The organism is Micromonospora sp. NPDC050417, assembly GCF_044458865.1.
In the GTDB taxonomy this organism is placed as follows: domain Bacteria; phylum Actinomycetota; class Actinomycetes; order Mycobacteriales; family Micromonosporaceae; genus Micromonospora_G.
In genome coordinates, this window is record NZ_JBITIH010000030.1 from 26,479 (window position 1) to 41,435 (window position 14,957).

At 70.6% G+C, this 14,957-nt stretch carries 15 protein-coding genes; 3 read left to right on the forward strand and 12 right to left on the reverse strand.

Annotated elements, in window-relative coordinates; all coding sequences use genetic code 11:
- Nucleotides 1–121: 121 nt before the first annotated feature.
- A complete protein-coding gene (locus ACIBF5_RS29235; RefSeq protein ID WP_396816137.1) occupies nucleotides 122–808 on the forward strand; it encodes a maleylpyruvate isomerase N-terminal domain-containing protein in 687 nt (228 codons plus the stop codon).
- A 28-nt stretch (nucleotides 809–836) separates the two neighbouring features.
- On the opposite strand, the gene ACIBF5_RS29240 is transcribed toward ACIBF5_RS29235, so the two are convergent.
- From ACIBF5_RS29240 to pepN, 5 genes are all read right to left on the reverse strand, one after another.
- Nucleotides 837–1,679, reverse strand: a complete 843-nt coding sequence (locus ACIBF5_RS29240; protein ID WP_396816138.1) for a DegV family protein — start codon at nucleotides 1,677–1,679, stop codon at nucleotides 837–839.
- Between the two features lie 151 nt (nucleotides 1,680–1,830).
- A complete protein-coding gene (locus ACIBF5_RS29245; protein WP_396816140.1) occupies nucleotides 1,831–2,460 on the reverse strand; it encodes a histidine phosphatase family protein in 630 nt (209 codons plus the stop codon).
- On the reverse strand, nucleotides 2,457–2,855 hold the full coding sequence (gene rsfS, locus ACIBF5_RS29250) for a ribosome silencing factor (protein ID WP_396816142.1): 399 nt from the start codon (nucleotides 2,853–2,855) through the stop codon (nucleotides 2,457–2,459). The genes ACIBF5_RS29245 and rsfS overlap by 4 nt, the downstream gene beginning before the upstream one ends.
- A gap of 101 nt (nucleotides 2,856–2,956) precedes the next feature.
- The gene (nadD, locus tag ACIBF5_RS29255; RefSeq protein ID WP_396816143.1) at nucleotides 2,957–3,550 is read right to left on the reverse strand and encodes a nicotinate-nucleotide adenylyltransferase; all 594 of its coding nucleotides are present in this window, start codon (nucleotides 3,548–3,550) and stop codon (nucleotides 2,957–2,959) included.
- A gap of 106 nt (nucleotides 3,551–3,656) precedes the next feature.
- Nucleotides 3,657–6,194 (reverse strand): aminopeptidase N, encoded by a 2,538-nt coding sequence (gene pepN / locus ACIBF5_RS29260; RefSeq protein WP_396816144.1) that lies wholly within the window; start codon nucleotides 6,192–6,194, stop codon nucleotides 3,657–3,659.
- A 69-nt stretch (nucleotides 6,195–6,263) separates the two neighbouring features.
- On the opposite strand from pepN, the gene ACIBF5_RS29265 reads away from it, so the two are divergent.
- Nucleotides 6,264–6,482: a DUF397 domain-containing protein gene (locus tag ACIBF5_RS29265; RefSeq protein WP_121156475.1), complete on the forward strand. Its 219-nt coding sequence runs from the start codon at nucleotides 6,264–6,266 to the stop codon at nucleotides 6,480–6,482.
- Between the two features lie 82 nt (nucleotides 6,483–6,564).
- On the opposite strand, the gene ACIBF5_RS29270 is transcribed toward ACIBF5_RS29265, so the two are convergent.
- Together ACIBF5_RS29270 and ACIBF5_RS29275 are read right to left on the reverse strand one after the other, a co-directional pair.
- Nucleotides 6,565–7,446: an NAD(P)-dependent oxidoreductase gene (locus ACIBF5_RS29270; protein ID WP_396816145.1), complete on the reverse strand. Its 882-nt coding sequence runs from the start codon at nucleotides 7,444–7,446 to the stop codon at nucleotides 6,565–6,567.
- Nucleotides 7,447–7,604: 158 nt separating this feature from the next.
- On the reverse strand, nucleotides 7,605–9,851 hold the full coding sequence (locus ACIBF5_RS29275) for an FUSC family protein (RefSeq protein ID WP_396816147.1): 2,247 nt from the start codon (nucleotides 9,849–9,851) through the stop codon (nucleotides 7,605–7,607).
- Nucleotides 9,852–10,217: 366 nt separating this feature from the next.
- On the opposite strand from ACIBF5_RS29275, the gene trpS reads away from it, so the two are divergent.
- Nucleotides 10,218–11,231, forward strand: coding sequence for a tryptophan--tRNA ligase (gene trpS / locus ACIBF5_RS29280; protein ID WP_396816149.1), 1,014 nt, complete (start codon nucleotides 10,218–10,220; stop codon nucleotides 11,229–11,231).
- 70 nt (nucleotides 11,232–11,301) lie between these two features.
- Here trpS and ACIBF5_RS29285 read toward each other — a convergent pair whose 3' ends face one another.
- The 5 genes from ACIBF5_RS29285 to ACIBF5_RS29305 all read right to left on the reverse strand — a co-directional run bounded on the left by ACIBF5_RS29285 (nucleotide 11,302) and on the right by ACIBF5_RS29305 (nucleotide 14,858).
- A complete protein-coding gene (locus ACIBF5_RS29285; protein WP_396816151.1) occupies nucleotides 11,302–11,757 on the reverse strand; it encodes a GNAT family N-acetyltransferase in 456 nt (151 codons plus the stop codon).
- A 101-nt stretch (nucleotides 11,758–11,858) separates the two neighbouring features.
- Entirely contained in the window at nucleotides 11,859–13,358 is a 1,500-nt protein-coding gene (gene obgE / locus ACIBF5_RS29290) for a GTPase ObgE (protein ID WP_396816153.1), read from the reverse strand.
- A 114-nt stretch (nucleotides 13,359–13,472) separates the two neighbouring features.
- Complete coding sequence (gene rpmA, locus ACIBF5_RS29295; protein WP_396816154.1) at nucleotides 13,473–13,730, reverse strand: 50S ribosomal protein L27; 258 nt, start codon at nucleotides 13,728–13,730, stop codon at nucleotides 13,473–13,475.
- A 42-nt stretch (nucleotides 13,731–13,772) separates the two neighbouring features.
- A complete protein-coding gene (rplU, locus tag ACIBF5_RS29300; protein WP_121156480.1) occupies nucleotides 13,773–14,087 on the reverse strand; it encodes a 50S ribosomal protein L21 in 315 nt (104 codons plus the stop codon).
- Nucleotides 14,088–14,249: 162 nt separating this feature from the next.
- Entirely contained in the window at nucleotides 14,250–14,858 is a 609-nt protein-coding gene (locus ACIBF5_RS29305; protein WP_396816155.1) for a hypothetical protein, read from the reverse strand.
- Nucleotides 14,859–14,957 lie beyond the last annotated feature (99 nt).

Sequence of the window (14,957 nt, forward strand, 5' to 3'; positions counted from 1 at the left end):
GCCGGATCGGGCGGGTCCGACCGGCGGGCGTTCCTCTCCTGTGGACAACCCGCGCACCTGTGGAGAACGCCCTGATCATGACGGGATCTGCTATGCGAACCGGGGCTGGTAACTTCGGGTCGTGGAACAGGATCCGGTGGTGCTGGACGTTCTGCGGGGCGAGTTGGAGCAGCTCACCGAGGCGATGAGCGGGCTCTCCGAGCCGGACTGGGATCGCCCCACGGCCTGCGCCCCGTGGCTCGTACGCGACCTGCTGGCCCATGTCCGGGTGGTGCTCGCCTGGCTGCCGGAGATGCTGGCGTCCGAGCCGCCGTCCCACGCCGAGGTGTCGGCGACGGCGTACTACCGGCCGGACGAACGGTTCGCCCCGGAGACCAACGCGTCCCGGATCAGGCTGGCCCAGGAGCACGCGGCGGCCCAGGTGACCGGGGCCGGGCTGGTCGACGAGTTCGGCACCACCTGGCGTCGGGTGGACGCGCTCTGCCGGGCCGAGCCGCCCGGACGGCTGGTACGCACTCGGCACGGTGACCCGATGCTGTTGTCGGAGTTTCTGCGTACCCGGGTGGTCGAGGTCGCGGTGCACGGCCTGGACCTCGCCGCGGCCCTGCACCGCCGGCCGTGGCTGACCGTGCCCGCCGCTGAGCTGGTGGAGGATCTGCTGGTCGGCCCGGCGGGGCCGGCCTCGGTACGGCAACTCGGTTGGGACCGGCTGACCTTCCTGGGTAAGGCCACCGGGCGGGTGCCGATCACCGCTGCCGAGGGGGCGCGGATCGAACGGATCGGTCTGCGCTGGCTCACCCTGGGCTGAGTCCCCGCGCGGCGGACTCTCCGCCGGCTCACGGCCGGCGGTGGACCACCACGCAGGCCAGGCCCGGACCGGCGTGTGCCCCGACCGCCGCGCCGGCCTCGGTGACGTGGCTGTCGCAGAGCCGGTCGCCGAGGCGTACGGCGAGCGCCTCGGCGAGCGCTTCCGCGCGCTGGGGTGCGGCCAGGTGGTGGACGGCGACGTCCACCGGTGTCTCGTCGGCGGCGGCCACCGCCAGGTCGACGAGCCGGGCAAGCCCCCGACTCGCGGTACGCACCTTCTCCCGGATCGCGATGGTCCCGTCGCGTACGTGCAGGATCGGCTTGACCGACAGCGCGGTCCCGAAGAGCGCCTCGGCGGCGTTGATCCGGCCGCCCCGGCGGAGGAATTCGAGCGTGTCGACGTAGAAGAAGGTGAACGTACGCCCGATCGCGTCCCGGGTGGCCTGCGCGACCTCGGCCAGCTCGGCGCCGCCGTCGGCGACCCGTACGGCGGCCAGTGCCGGGAAACCGAGACCCATTCCGGTGGAACGGGAGTCGATCACGGTCACCCGGTCGCCGAACTCGGCCGAGGCGAGGGAGGCGGATTCCACCGTGCCGGAGAGTTCGGCGGAGAGGTGCACCGAGACGACCCCGGTGGCCCCTTGGTCGAGCAACCGGCGGTACGTCACCGCGAACTGCTCCGGCGCCGGTCGGGAGGTCTGCACCGCGATCCGGCGGCCGGTCATCGCGCGGGAGACGTCGGCGGGTGACACTTCGACGCCTTCGAGCCCCTGCACACCGCCGACGACGACGGTGAGCGGCACCACCGTCAACCGGGGCGTGAGGTCGGCCGGCAGGTAGGCGGTGGAGTCGATGACAACCGCGACGGGCATCTCGGCACGGTAGCCGATCGGCTCGGGAGCCGCCGGCGCCGAGATGCCCCGCAGTCAGGGCAAATCACGACAAACAAGCACGCAACACAGGCCAAAAGGCTTGGTCGATCCGCCAGCCGGCTGCACCCGTACCGGCGCACATCGCGGTGGTTCAGATCGCGGCGGGAATCGGCTCCCGGGCGGCCGGCCCGACGTTGTGGGCACGCAGCTGCCAGCCGCGCACCGCGTCGTAGCGCAGCTCGCTCCAGTGACAGTTCTGCAAGGACCCGAGCTGGCGCAGGATCTCCGGGGACCAGCCGAGCAGGTAACCGCAGCCCTGCCGGGCACCACCACCGTGGGTGGCGACCACGGTGGTGCCGCCGGGCGTCTCGTCCGCCGCCGCCTGGAGCGCGGCACCGACCCGCTTGCCCAGCTCGTCGAGGCTCTCCACCTCGCAGCCAGGATCCTGGTCGCCGGCCCGCCAGCGGGCGTGCTCGGCCGGGAACCGGGCAGCGACCTCGTGCATGGTGAGGCCCTGCCACTGACCGTAGTGCCGCTCACGCAGGCGGGCATCGGTGCGCACCGACAACCCGGTCAGCGCGGCCAACGCCGACGCCGTACGGGCGGCCCGCTGTAGGTCGCTTGAGACGATGGCGTCCGGCTTCAGTGCGGCGAGCATCTCCGCGGCGGCGGCTGCCTGCTCCACACCCAACTCGTTGAGAAGGGTGTCGGTCTGCCCCTGCACCCGGTTGCCGGCGTTCCAGTCGGTGTTGCCGTGCCGCCAGACGATCAGTCGGGTCATTCGCCGTGGCGGGCGTCGGCGTCCACGAGGTCGCGATCGACGAACGGGATGATGGGGCAGTCCTTCCACAACCGGTCGAGTGCGTAGAACTCACGCTCCTCGGTGTGCTGGACGTGCACCACGATGTCGACGTAGTCGAGCAGCACCCAACGGCCGGCCCGCTCGCCCTCACGACGCACCGGCTTCGCCTTTTCCGGGAGGGTGAGCAGCTGCTCTTCAATCGCGTCGACGATCGCCTGGACCTGGCGCTCACTCGGCGCCGAAGCGACCAGGAAAATGTCGGTGATGGCGAGCTGGTCGCCCACGTCGATCAGGACGATGTCCTGCGCCTTCTTGTCAGCGGCTGCCTGCGCGGCGGCCAATGCCAGCTCAAGGGCGCGATCGGAAGCTGTCACCGTACTCCTTTGGTCGACTGTGGGACTCTCCTAGCCTCTCACACGCCGCTGAGTTACGACTTGGCAGTTAGCGAACAACAGGTCGCAAACACCCCAAACCGTTACTGATACAACCGGCGTTTGGCAATGTACTGGACCACACCGTCGGGTACGAGGTACCAGACGGGCTCCCCGGCGGCGACCCTGGCCCGGCAGTCGGTGGACGAGATCGCCATCGCCGGCACCTGGACCAGGCTCACCGAGTCGGCCGGCAGGTGCCCGGCGGAGAGTTCGAAACCCGGCCGGGTCACCCCGATGAAGTGCGCCAGCTCGAACACCTGGTCCGCGTCTTTCCAGGAAAGGATCTTCTCCAGCGCGTCCGCCCCGGTGATGAAGAAGAGCTGCGCCTTCGGGCCGTACTGCTCGTGCAGGTCGCGCAACGTGTCGACGGTGTAGGTCGGACCCTCCCGGTCGATGTCGACCCGGCTGACCTGGAACCGGGGGTTCGAGGCGGTGGCGATGACGGTCATCAGGTAGCGGTCCTCGGGCGAGGAGACCGGCTCGTCGGCCTTCTGCCACGGGTGGCCGGTGGGCACGAAGATGACCTCGTCGAGCCCGAACCGGTCGGCGACCTCGCTGGCCGCGACCAGGTGACCGTGATGAATCGGGTCGAAGGTGCCACCCATGATCCCGATTCGTCGGGTATCTTCCTCCACCTCTTGATCGTATGCCGGGGCGGCCGTCCAGCCGCCCCGGCATGACGCAGATCGCACCCGATCGATCCAGGCGCCGCCACCCACCGCCGGTTTCCGGGAGCGCCGGTCACACCACCCCGAAGGAGCGCGCCTGCAGCGCCCGCCGCAGGTCGTCGTCCGCGTCGGTCAGCACCCGACGCAGCCCCGGGGTCAGGTCGTCGCGGGCCAGCAACGCCGCGGCCAGATCCCGGGTCCGCTGCTCCACCACGTACTGGGGGAAGGCGAGCTTGGCCACCTGGTCGGCGGTCCAGGCGGTACGCAACCGCGCCGCCGCCGGCATCTCGGCGAAGTACCGCTCCACATAGGAGGCGGTGAGTTCCGCCTGTTCCGGCTGCCAGAACCCGGCCGCGTTCGCCTCCACCAGTCGGTTGGACAGCGAGGTGTCACTGATCAGGATCTGCCAGGCGTGCTCCTTCGCCGCCGGGTCCGGCAACGCGGCCCGGCAGCGGGCCGCCCGTTCGGCACCGGCGGCACTCTGGTCGGCGGCGAACTCGGCGGCGATCTCCGCCTCACCGACCGCACCGAGCACCGCGAGTCGGCCGACCAGCGCCCACCGCAGGTCGGTGTCGACGGCGAGCCCGTCCGGAACCCCCTCGCCGGCCAGCCAACCGGCCAGCCGGTCCGCGTCGACGCTCGCCCCGATCAGGCCACGGGCGGCGGCGAGTTGCACCGAACCACCGGCCGGGGCGGTCCCGAGCAACCGGTCGCACGCCTGGGCGACGTGCTCCAGGGCGGCGAGCCGGCGCTCCGGATCGAGGTAGCGGTCGATCAGCGGACGGGAGAGCTTCAGCGCGTCCTCGACCACGATGACCTCGGTCTCCACGGGCAGCGCGGCGAGGATCAGCGCCACCAGGTCGGAGACCGGACGTTCGCCGTCGGTCACCGCGTCGATGGTCGCGGTCCAGAGCACGGCACGCGCCAGCGAATCGTCCAGGCCCGCCAGCACCTGGGGTACGGCGGCGGCGGACGCGTCGTCGAGACGTACCTTGGCGAAGGTCAGGTCACCGTCGTTGAGCAGCAGCACCGCGGCGGCCGGTTGACCGGCCAGCTCGGTGACGACCGTTCGTCCATTGTCGACCGTCGGGTCGAGGTCGACCTCGACCCGAGCACGTAGTACGGTCACCGGCCGCCCGGCGGCGCCGGAATCGTCGGTGTCGTAGAGGCCCACCCCGATCCGGTGCGGGCGCAGCACCGGGGGCTCCGCCGGAGCGGTCTGCACCACCGCGACCTCACGGTAGGTGCCGTCCTCGGCCACGCTCACCTCGGCCCGCAGCGTGTTCACCTGCGCCCGGCGCAACCAGAGTTCGGCCCACCCGGACAGGTCCCGTCCGCTGGCCTCGCTCATCGCGCCGAGCAGGTCGGCCAGGGTGGCGTTGCCGTACTTGTGGGCCGCGAAGTGCGCGTTCAGCCCGGCCAGGAACGCTTCGTCGCCGAGCCAGGCGACGAGCTGCCGCAACACGGAAGCGCCCTTGGCGTACGAGATGCCGTCGAAGTTGAGCAGGCCGGCGGCGGCGTCGACCACCTCCGCCGGGGCGACCGGGTGGGTCGACGGGCGCTGGTCAGCCGCGTACCCCCAGCCCTTGCGCCGTAGGCCGAACGTGGTCCAGGCACCGTCGAAGCGGGTGGCCTCGGCTGTCACCCGGGTGCCCAGGTACTCGGCGAAGGACTCGTTCAGCCACAGGTCGTCCCACCAGCGCATGGTGACCAGGTCGCCGAACCACATGTGCGCCATCTCGTGCGCGATGGTGGTGGCCCGCAGTTCCCGCTCGCTGTCGGTGACCGCCGACCGGAAAACGTAGTCGTCCCGGATCGTCACCAGGCCGGGGTTCTCCATCGCGCCGGCGTTGAACTCCGGCATGAATGCCTGGTCGTACTTGCCGAACGGGTAGCGGATCTCGAACAGCTCGTGGAACCGGTCCAGGCACTGCTTGGTCACCGTGAAGATCTCGTCGGCGTCCTGGTCGAGGTGCGCGGCGAGGGAGCGGCGGCAGTAGAGGCCGAGTGGTATGCCGTCGTGTTCGTCGTGACGGGCGTGGTAGGGGCCGGCGATCAGCGAGATGAAGTAGGTGGCGAGCGGTGCCGTCGGGGTGAACTCCCACCGCCCTCCCGTCGCCGGGCGCAGTGGTGCGCCGTTCGCGGCGACCAACCAGTTCTCGGGTGCGGTCACACTGAGCGTGACCGGCGCCTTCAGGTCCGGTTGGTTGAAGCTGGCATGGATGCTGGGGCCCTCGTCGAGGAAGGACATGGCATAGAGGTACGCCTCGCCGTCGGCCGGGTCGACGAATCGGTGCAGCCCCTCGCCGGTGTTCGAGTACGCCATTTCCGCGTCGACCGTGAGCGTGTTCTCATCGTGGAGCCCGCTCAGCGAAAGACGACCGTCGACGAGCGTCGCCGGATCGATGGTCGTGTCGTTGAGCCGTACGCTGGTCAGTCGGGCCGGCTTGACATCGACGAAGGTGGTGGCGCCGGGGGTGGCTCGGAAACGGATCGTGGTGACGGATCGGAACCACTCGTCACCCGTGGTCAGGTCAAGATCAATGTGGTACGACTCGACGGTCAGCAGCGCGGCGCGCTCGGCCGCCTCGACCCTGGTAAGGCTCGGCATCCGCATATCCTGCAACATTGAGAGTGGAAAGGTTTTCCCATGACGGATCGCGCAGTGGAGGAACCGACGATGGCGCAGCATCCGAAGGGTGACTTCGACCTGTCCCGCGCGGTGTGGCAACGCGCCGAAGGCGACACCTCCGAGGCCGCGGTGGAGGTGGCGTTCGTGGACGACCTGATCGGCATGCGCAACTCAGCCGAGCCGGACGGGCCGGTACTGGTCTTCACCCAGGCCGAGTGGGACGCGTTCGTGGCCGGCGCCCAGGACGGCGAGTTCGACCTGGAGTAGGACGACCGCCGCGGGTCATCCGGCGAGCCACGGGTGGCGGGGCCGGATGACCCGGACCGGGCGCCGCACACGACCGACGTGGTCAGGCGGCACCCGGTGTCATGGCCCGGACGACCACGGTCAGATCGTCACCCCCGAAGCCACGGTCGAGCACCCGCTGCCACTGCGCCGCCAGACAGCCCGCGACGGTGAACCGGGCCGGGTCGACGGCATCGAGGGCAAGGTAGACATCCTTGAGCGCCAACGACAGGGGAAACTCGGGTGAGTAGTCGTCCCGGGCCATCCGACCCAGCTTCGCCTCCGCCCACGGCGGCAGGATCGGATTACCCGTCAAGGCGGTCAACACGGTCTCGGTGGCGATCCCCACCGTCTGGGCCAACGCGACGGACTCGGCGACGCCCTCGGCGAGAAACGCGAGCAACATGTTGTTGACCAGCTTGAGCCGCGACCCCTGCCCCGCCGGGCCGACCCAGACCGTACGCTGACCAACCGCGTCGAACAGGGGCGCCACCCGATCCCGCGCCGATGGCGGCCCGGACGCGTAGACGGCCAACCGTCCGGCCTCCGCCGGCCCCCGGCTGCCCGCCACCGGGGCGTCGAGGAACACCACGTCCGGCCGCTCCCGTTCGACCAACGCGGCGAACCGCTCGGTCCCGGCGATGCCGATCGTGCTCATCTGCACCCAGACCGCCCCCGGCGGCAACGCGGCCAGCACGCCCTGCTCCACCGCGATCGCCTGGACCGCGTCGACGTCGGTCACCATGGTCACCGCGATCGCGGCCTGAGCCGCCGCCTCGGCCGCGCTCCCCGCGACCCGTGCGCCGAGATCACCCAGCGCCTCCGCCGACCGGGGCGTACGGTTCCACACCACGGTCGGGAGACCGGCCCGCAACGCGTTGCCGGCCATCGCGCGCCCCATACCGCCCAAACCAAGGAAGGCCACCGTCTCCTGCGCCGTACCCATCGGGCCTCCTTCCCACCGCGCCACCTCGCCGTTCGGTCTCGACCGCGACGGACTCGCTCTTCAGGCTGCGGGCGGGACCGCCATGCGGGGCGGTACCGGACAGGATCTGGTCGAACATCGGCCGGTCCTGGCCGGTCGGTGGACCCCGGTCGGAGCCGCTACCGCAGCGGAAGCTCCCGCACCTCCCCGCCGACCGGGGCCTGGACCCGGGCCAGATGGGCCTTGAGGCAGATCAACCACACCTCCAGGTCCACCAGGTCCAGCGCCAATGCCCGGTCACCACCACTGTCCACCAGAACCCGCAACCGGCCAGCCAGATTGCCGCTTGCCGACGGTGTCCGCACCGGCCGGGTCACCCGACCATGGGCCAACTGAGCCGCGACGTCCCCGTAGGCGCCGCGTATCCGAAAGGCGAAGTCGTCCAACGGGCCCAGCAGTTCCCGGCGCGGCCACGACTCAACAGGTCGCTTCAACAACCGCCGATGCTGGCCGCCCCGAACCATCCGGTGCGCGGCGATCAGCACCGCGCTCCAGTCCACACCCTCGTTCCGGCGGCTCGGGGTCTCCGACTGGTACTGGACCATCGACGCCTCGGCGAGCAACCCGACCCGGTGCGCCCGAGCCAGCTCACCCCGGTCCGGCCGCTCGCCGGTCACCACCTCGACCGTCTCCTGGACCGATGCGGCGGCCCGGTCGAGATAGTCGGCCATCGACCGGCGCAGCTCCCCGCCGCCGCCATGCGGCCAGAGCAGCAGCCCGGCGAGGATACCGACGGCCGCCCCGATCAGCACGTCCAGGAACCGGGCCTGAACGATCTGCAGGTCGGCCGGTCCGATCTGGGCGAACAGCACCGTCAGCAACAGGGTCACGAACCCCTGTCCCCAGCCCAGCCCCAGCAGCGGGCCGACCGCGAACGCCAGCACCATGGCCAGCGGCAACAGCCCCCGGTAGACCTCCGGCCCACCGGCCACCATCAGCAGGCCGCCGCCGACAGCGGCACCGGCGACCGTCCCGATCACCGCCGGACGCAGGGTGGTGCGGGTGTCCGCCGCGGAGGTACGCAACAGGGTGAGCGTGGCCAGCAGCACCCAGAAACCGTGGTCCAGGTTCAGGTACCCGGCCACGACCCGGGCCGCGGCCAGGGCCAGGGCGATCCGTACCCCGCCCTGGAAGTTCACCGACCGTCGGGTGAGATGCAACCGCAACCGCTGCGCGTAGAGCACCAGGGTCGACCGGTGGGCGTACGTGAACGGCTGGTGCTGCTGCGGCGGCCGGGGCGCGGGCAGATCGATCGGGAGTCGGGCGGCGATCCGGGAGGCCGTGGCGAGGATCGGCACCTGCTCGACGAGCCGCAGGACGATCGCGTCCAACCAGAGCTGGTTGAGACTGCCCACGCGGGACGGTCCGCCACCGGGGCCGACCCGTACCTCCTCGATCGCGTGTTGCAGCCGCAGCGGCTCCCGCTGGCCGACCGGTGGCCCCTCGCCGGAGAAGGTACGGCCGGCGGCCCGGGTCAGCTCCGCCCCCTGCCGCAGAAGCCAGTCCAGGTCGCTGTCGGGTGTTGCCGGGGCACCCGGCGGTGGTGGTGCACCCGGCGGGGCGGAGGCTCCCGGGAGGGCGGCGTCGACGGCCAACCGGTCGGCGAAGTCCAGCGCCTCGCGCAGCGCCACCGCAGCGTCACGCATCGCCCGATCACGTGCGCCTGCCGAGGTCGGACGCTCGGTCGAGGGCAACTGCTCGAACGTGAGCCGGTCCACCGCCGCGCTGGCCGCCGCCTGCCGGTCGGCGGTCTCCGGTCCCGGGTGCGCCCGCCCGGAGAGCGCGTCGGCGAGCAGGTCGAGGAAGTTCGCGACCGCCTCGGCCGCCTCAGCGAGCCGGCTCGGGTAACGGACCAGCGTGACCCGACCGGGCCAGAGCACCGACTCCACGAGGATCAGCAGCACCACGCTCAGGCTCACCCCGGCCAGCCGCTCGCCCAGGGTTCCCAGCGCGTACGGGCCGAACGAGGCGAGGATGTAGAAGAGCTGCAACCCGCTCGTCACCCCGGCCAGCCGTGGCCCACCGACGCTGACGAACGTGAGCCCGAACCCGACCACCAGCATGCCCGCCGCCGCCACCCAGGTGTTGGCGGCCATGACGGTGCCGAGGCCGACCAGCAGCCAGGCCACCGGCAGGAGGGCGAGCAGGACCCGGAACCGCTGAGGCGGCGTGGGCGGCAACTGGGCGAGCGCGCCGACGGCAAAGACGGTGAAGACCCCGTACAGCGCCATGGTGGTGCTGTTCAGGACGTAGAGGCTGCCGTAGAAGGCGGTAACGCCGACCAGCATCAGCCGAAGAGCGCGACGAGTGATCTGGTAGCCCGGGTCCCGTCGACCTAGCCAGGCCAGGGCGCCGCGGCCGCTCACGCATGCCTCCGATGCTCGCCAACCGATCAGCTCCTCACGACCAGGAAACGATCACCCAGGCAGCGGCGTTACGGCCCCACCAGCCACTGCTCCCACCAGCCACTGCTCCCCCAGCCGGTGTCGGCGACGCACGCCTTGCAGCCCGGGTGAGCCATTCACGCCTTGCCCGGGTAAGCCATTCACGTCCGCTCACGGGAGTGGGCTAAGCTGAGCGGGTGCGGATGACCACGAACGGTTGGCGGGCCCCCTAACGGGCGGCCACGCATCCGCGCACCCGAGACAGCAGAAACGGCCGCCCGACCCGGGCGGCCGTTTCTTTGCGCACCCCCGGGACGGGCGGTCGACGTACCCACGGAGGAACCCCCGATGACCGCGACCCCGACACTCACCCGGACCCTGCCGAAACGCCGGCTCACCGGCCTCAAACCCACCGGGCACCTACACCTGGGCAACCTGCTCGGCGCGATCCGCCCGGTCGTCGCGGCGCAGTACCAAGCCGAGACCATCGTCTTCCTCGCCGACCTGCACGCGCTCACCGTGGCCCACGAACCGACCCGGGTACGCGAGCTGACCCTGGAACAGGCGACCATGCTGCTCGCCGCCGGGCTCGACCCGGACCGGGCCATGCTCTACGTGCAGTCCCAACTGCCGGAGCACACCGAACTGCACTTCCTGCTGGAGTGCGCGACCGGGGTCGGCGAGGCCCAACGCATGATCCAGTTCAAGGAGAAGTCGGTCGCCCAACAGCAACACGTACGGCTCAGCCTGCTCACGTACCCGGTCCTGATGACCGCCGACATCCTGCTGCACGACGCCGAGGAGGTGCCCGTCGGCGAGGACCAGAGCCAGCACCTGGAACTCGCGCGGGACGTGGCCGTCCGGTTCAACTCGCGGTACGGCGAGACCTTCACCGTGCCCCGCGCGGTGCACCCCGAGGTCGCCACCCGGGTGATGGAGCTCAGTGACCCGACCGCCAAGATGGGCAAGACCACCAGTTCGGACCCGGGCACCATCTTCCTGCTCGATCCGCCCGAGGTCATCCGACGCAAGGTCATGCGGGCGGTCACCGACTCGGGCCGGAGCGTCGAGTACGCCCCGCAGACCCGTCCGGGCGTGGCCAACCTGTTGGAGATCCTCTCCGCCTGCGTGGACGCCCCACCGGACGCCCTCGCCACCGAGTACCCCTCCTACAGCAAGCTCAAGCGGGCGGTGGCGGAAGCCGTCGAAGGGCTCCTGCGACCGATCCAGCTTCGTCACGCCGAACTGACCCGCGACCCCGGTTTCGTCCGGCGGGTGCTCGCCGAGGGAGCCGAACGGGCCCGGGACAACGCCACCGACACCGTCCACCGGGCCAAGCGCGCCATCGGCCTGCTCACCTGAAGAGCCTTCGGTGGTGTGCGGGGTTCCCCACCGGGATCTTCCCGCACACCACCGGTCGTGGCACGAGTGATCAGGCGGAGATGAGGATCCGCTTGCCGAAGCAGGCACTCAGCGGATTGCCGACGTGCTCGCCGTAGACCGGGATCTCCGTGTAACCGGACGAGCGGTAGAGCGCGATCGCCGACGGCAGGTAGGTGCCGGTCTCCAGCCGCAACACCGAGTGACCGGCCTGGTAGGCCAGTTCCTCCAGCGCATCGAGCAGTTGGCGGCCGAGGCCGCGTTGACGGTACGCCGGACGGACGTACATCCGCGCGATCTCGGCAGTAGACCGATCGATCGACCGGATCGCGCCACACGCCACCGCACGCCCGCTGACCACGCCAACGAGGTAGCTGACGTCGTCCCGGGTCGGGAAGGAGCCGCCCACCGAGGCGAGTGGTCGGTTCGCCTCCCGCAACTCCCGCTGCTGGGCGCTAACCAGGGCCGCGAGCTCCGGGTCGGAGCATGGGCGAGACTCGATCAACATCCACTCAGGGTAATCAAACGTCGTTTCGCCGAGGTTGCTCGGAAGTGGCGGAAATAGAGAGGGATGCCGTCCAGTGGGCTGCGCCACCGGCCGCCACCGCACTACTCCTCCCAGCCGTCCCCGCCAACGGTGATCGGCCGGACCTCGTCCGGGTCGGTCGCGCCGGCCATGGACTGCGCCGACTCCAACTCGTCCTCGGGGCGCTGACGGCGGGCCTTGCGGGCGGCGAGTCGCTGCGCCGCCGACGGCCGCGTCGACTGCTCCTCCAGCCGTACGTCGGTGCCACGGTTACCCGGGGTGAACTCCACCCCGGCGAAGAGCGTCGGCTGCCAGTCGAATTCGCGTACGCCGATCCGGACCAGGCTGCCCGGCTCGGCTCCGGCCTTGGCGAGCTTCTCCTCCACGCCGAGTCGCGCCAACCGGTCGGCCAGGAAGCCGACCGCCTCGTCGTTGTCGAAGTTCGTCTGCCGGACCCAGCGTTCCGGCCGGGGGCCACGCACCACGAACGCGCCGTCCTCGGCGACCTCGATGGTGAAGCCGGCGTCGTCCACCGCCACCGGCCGGAGCACGAGCCGGGTCGGCTCCAGCACCGGCGTGGCGGCCCGGTTCCGCTCGACCAGCTCCGCCAGCGCGAAGGTCAGCTCCCGCAACCCGACCCGGGTCGCCGCCGACACCTCGTAGACCGGCAGACCCCGGGCCTCGATGTCGGCCCGGGTGATGTCGGCCAGGTCCTGCCCGTCGGGGACGTCGACCTTGTTGAGTACGACCACCCGCGGCTTGTCGGCGAGTCCGCCGTACTCGGACAGTTCAGCCTCGATGGCGTCGATGTCGGCGAGCGGGTCCCGTCCCGGTTCGAGGGTCGCGGTGTCCACCACGTGCGCCAGCACGGAGCAGCGCTCGATGTGCCGGAGGAACTCCAGTCCGAGCCCCTTGCCGCTGGCCGCCCCGGGAATCAGACCCGGTACGTCGGCGACGGTGAAGGTGTGGTTCTCCACCCGTACGACGCCGAGGTTCGGCACCAGCGTGGTGAACGGGTAGTCGGCGATCTTCGGCTTGGCGGCCGAGATCACCGAGATCAGCGACGACTTGCCGGCAGAGGGAAAGCCGACCAGGCCGACGTCGGCGACGCTCTTGAGCTCCAGCACGACGTCCATCTCGTCGCCCGGCTCGCCCAGCTCAGCGAAGCCCGGCGCCTTGCGTCGGGCGCTGGCCAGCGACGCGTTGCCGCGACCACCACGACCACCACGGGCCACCTCGAAGGTGGTGCCGGCGCCGGTCAGGTCGGCCAGCACCTCTCCGTCGGTGCTGAGCACGACCGTGCCGGCCGGCACCTTGAGGACCAGGTTGCCGCCGTTGGCGCCGTCCCGGTTCGAGCCGGCGCCGCCCTTGCCGTTGTCGGCCTTGATGTGCGGCCGGAAGTGGAAGTCGAGCAGGGTGTGCACCTGCGGGTCGACGATCAGCGAGACGCTGCCGCCGTGCCCACCGTTCCCACCGTCGGGGCCACCGAACGGCTTGAACTTCTCCCGGTGGATGGATACGCAGCCGTGCCCGCCGTCGCCGGCCCGCAGGTGCAGGACGACCCGGTCAACGAAGGTAATCACGACGCCAATCCTCTCCGCGAGGTCCATCCCCGCGACAACAAGCCTGCCACGCAAACGGCGAAGCGGGCCGGGACACTCAGGTCCGCGGCCCGCTTCGCCGAATGGAGAAGCTAACTACTGCGCCACCGGCACGATGCTGATGACCTTGCGGCCACGCTTGGTGCCGAACTGGACCGCGCCCGGGGCGAGCGCGAAGAGCGTGTCGTCACCGCCACGTCCGACGAGATCCCCGGGGTGGAACTTGGTGCCGCGCTGGCGGATCAGGATCTCGCCGGCGCTGACGACCTGGCCACCGAACCGCTTGACGCCGAGCCGCTGCGCCGCGGAGTCGCGACCGTTCCGCGAGCTGGACGCACCCTTTTTGTGAGCCATCTGAGGACGACCTTACTTTCCGCTGGGTTCTTACCGCCGAACTTACTTACCGCTGGAGATTCCGGTCACCTTGACCTGGGTCAGCGGCTGACGGTGCCCCTGACGCTTGTGGTAGCCGGTCTTGTTCTTGAACTTGTGGATCCGGATCTTCGGGCCCTTGGTGTGGGCGGCGATCTCGCCGGAAACCGCGACCTTGGCGAGCTTGGCCGCGTCGGTCACCAGGTCGGTACCGTCGACGAGAAGCACCGCGGAGAGCGTCACCGCGTCGCCAGGCTCACCGACGAGCTTCTCGACCTCGATCACGTCGCCCTCGGCGACCTTGTACTGCTTGCCGCCGGTCTTGACGATCGCGTACATCGGAGGCGGACTCCCTGTCGTTGAGGCTGCTGGAATGCTGTTCGCGGCTGCTCGCCACAACCGCACGGATGCGGGGGCGGACACGCGACAGCTTGGCGCCAAAGGTGCGCCGCAGGCAAGCGTACGCCATGCTCCGCCCGACACTCAAACCGGCCCGGCCGGTCAGACCCCGCAGAGCGTCTCGATCCGCTGGTTCAACTCGTCCAACCTGATCTCGTTGATCGAGTTCAGCTCGGGCTTCATCGAGCCGATCTGGGTGGCCAACTCGGTGAGCACGGTCTTGAGCGTGGGATCGGATGCCTTGGAGGAGTGCTCCTTCAGCGCGCTGGTCCAGTTGGCCAGGCCCCGCTCGACCCGCGTCTTGGCCGCCGTGGCGGCAGCGGTGTCGCCGTCCCCGGTCGCCTGCATCATCGCCGTCAGGTCGGTCACGAAGGCCGTACCCGAATCGGTGTTGGTCTTCAGCGCGGCGGTGCAGACCTCCTTGGCGTTGCCGCCGGCCGGTCCGGTCACCGAGGGAAGCGGGTTGGGCGGGTTGGCCGGAGCACCGGGACCGGCCGAGGGGGCTCCGGCACCGTTCGACGGCACCGGGGTCGCCGGGGTAGCGGACGGTCCCGGCACGCCGGGGGTCGACGCCCCCGGATCAGCCGACGTCGTGGCCCCCGGGGCCTGCCCCTGGGTACGGGGACGTTCGGCGGCGCAACCGGCGCCGGCCAGCAGCACGGCGGTGAGCAGGGCGGTGGTGATGACGGCGGCCGGCAGCGGGCGTCGCATCTGATCTCCTCGCAAGGGGGGTGCGGATAGTAAGGAACCCCTTCCGTCGCGATCTGGCGGGGAAGGGGCCCTTCTCAGCGCTCGGCCCTCAGTGCACCG